Origin of the sequence: Streptomyces sp. NPDC059900, assembly GCF_050270335.1 — a bacterium.
Lineage (GTDB): Bacteria > Actinomycetota > Actinomycetes > Streptomycetales > Streptomycetaceae > Streptomyces.
Genome location: NZ_JBNNJZ010000942.1, coordinates 1 through 2,039, shown reverse-complemented (window position 1 = coordinate 2,039; position 2,039 = coordinate 1). Strand labels below are relative to the sequence as shown.

Here is a 2,039-nt window from a genome sequence, read left to right as displayed (position 1 = left end):
CTTCGCCGGTCAGCGCCCCGCCCTCGGACCACCCGGCAACCACCACTGCCCCAGCCCCGGGTCCGGGCCGCCGCCCGGCCCCGGGGTTTTGTTGTCCTCCTGCTGTCTGCGGGCGGGCGCGCTCAGGCCGGTGCCTGTCCCGCGGCCGCCCGCACGGCCACCCGGGGCGGCCCGATCACGCTCCTGACACGGGCGGGAGGCGAGAGCAACGGCCCCCGGCGCGGATCAACTGTGCGCCGGTGCGGCCCTGCGCACCTGCAGCACACTGCCGTCCAGGGGCAGCGGTGCCACGTCGACCAGGGCGAGGCCCGCGTCGGCGAACAGCCGGGCGTAGTGATCGGCGCGCCTTTCCTGTCCGCCGACGTTGCACATCATGTGCAGGTCCCAGGCCGTGGCCAGCGAGGGCGAGCCGTCGGCGGGCAGGACACGTTCGACCACGAGCAGATCGGCGGTGGCAGACATGGCGCGGGCGCAGTGGCGCAGGATCTCGCGGCAGCGCTCGTCGTCCCAGTCGTGCAGGACACGGGACAGGACGTAGACCTCGCCGCCCGATGGCACGTCGGCGAAGTCGCCTGCCCGCAAGGTGCACCGCTGCGTGTGCCCGGCCGCACCGAGCAGGCGGCGGGCGGCTTCGATCGTGTGCGGGCGTTCCAGCAGGAGGCCGTGCAGGCGGGGATGGGCGGAAAGGATTCGGCAGAGCAGTTCGCCGTTGCCGCCCGCGATGTCGACCACGGTGGCCCCGTCGGCCGCCGCGGCCAGGATCGGGTGGGCGGGCAACGGGTCGAACATCCTCGAACCGGCGGCCATCGACTGGTCGAAGAGTTCGGCGAGTCGCGGATCACGGGCGAAGTGCTCGAAGTGGTGGGCGCCAAAGCGCTGTTCGAAGGCGACCTGCCCGGTGCGCACGGTGTGCTCGAGCCCGGCGAAGGACTCGTAGAACACTCCCCCGTACATCAGCGCCAGCGCCCGCATCGACCCTTCGGTGTCCGTGCGCAGCAATGCGCCGGTGTGCGTCAGCCGGTAGCCGTCACCGTCCTGGCTGACCACACCGAGCATCGCGAGGTAGCGCAGCAGGGTGGCCAGGTTCGCCTCGCACGCACCGACCTGTCGCGCCAGCTTCGCGATGCTCACGCTGCGCTGCGCGTCCATCGCCTCGGCCACCTCCAGCCGTGCGAAGGCGGCCAGGGCCTGCGTCGTCCACGCCCCGGTCAGCAAGCGCAGCATGTGCTCGGCGGGCTGCCCCTTGCGGTGTTCGTCCAGGTGCGCGGCCAGCAGGTCACGGTAGTCACCGGGGACATACAGCTCGACGCGCCGGTAGCCCGCCTTGGCCTGCGCGGGCGCGGCGAAGTAGAACACGGTGCCGTTCTCGTGCGGGTTGTAGCCACCGCCGTCGGGCGTGGCACCGTAGCGTCCCAGGGCCGCGCACAGGCCGCGCAGCACCAACGGGTCCGCTGCCGTGACCTCGAAGGCGACATGCGCCTCGTGCTGCTGGGCGCGCTCGTGCGCGGCGAGCGCCTCCAGGGACGAGCCCGGCGGCACGGTCAGCGCGAACACCTCGACCATGCGCCGCGTGCCGTCCGGGCAGTCCACCGCGGGGCGCAGGATGCCGACGCTCAGGTCCGCGGCACACCGCTGGTGGCGCAGGGCCAGGCGTTCGCGCACGATGACGCTGGGCTGCGGCGGCGCCTCCACGACCAGACCGCACTCGGTGATCATGGCGTGCAGGGCCGTCTCGTCCGCCGGGAAGACAAGGAGCGCAGCGTGCGAGAAGTCGCAGCGTTCGGCCAGCGCCCGCAGCTCCGGGCCGTCCAGCCCGGGCAGCAGGAGCGACAGCAGTGCGGCGGTGTCCTGCTCCTTGACGAAGTCGACCGCCGCGCGCAGGCGAGACGTATCGCCCGACAATGTCGTGATCATTGCGGGGAGTTCCTCATTCCGGGTTCAACGCGTGCGCACGAACGTACGCACACGGACATACGCGCACGGATGTACGCGGGTGAAGAGGGTTCGGGGCAGTGGGGGGCTACACGCCCACGTAGTGC

1 protein-coding gene is annotated in these 2,039 nt (G+C 72.1%); it reads right to left on the bottom strand.

What is annotated here, in order from left to right; translation table 11 throughout:
- Positions 1-225 precede the first annotated feature (225 nt).
- Entirely contained in the window at positions 226-1,914 is a 1,689-nt protein-coding gene (locus ACQKIP_RS45980; RefSeq protein ID WP_365863518.1) for a methyltransferase, read from the bottom strand.
- Positions 1,915-2,039 lie beyond the last annotated feature (125 nt).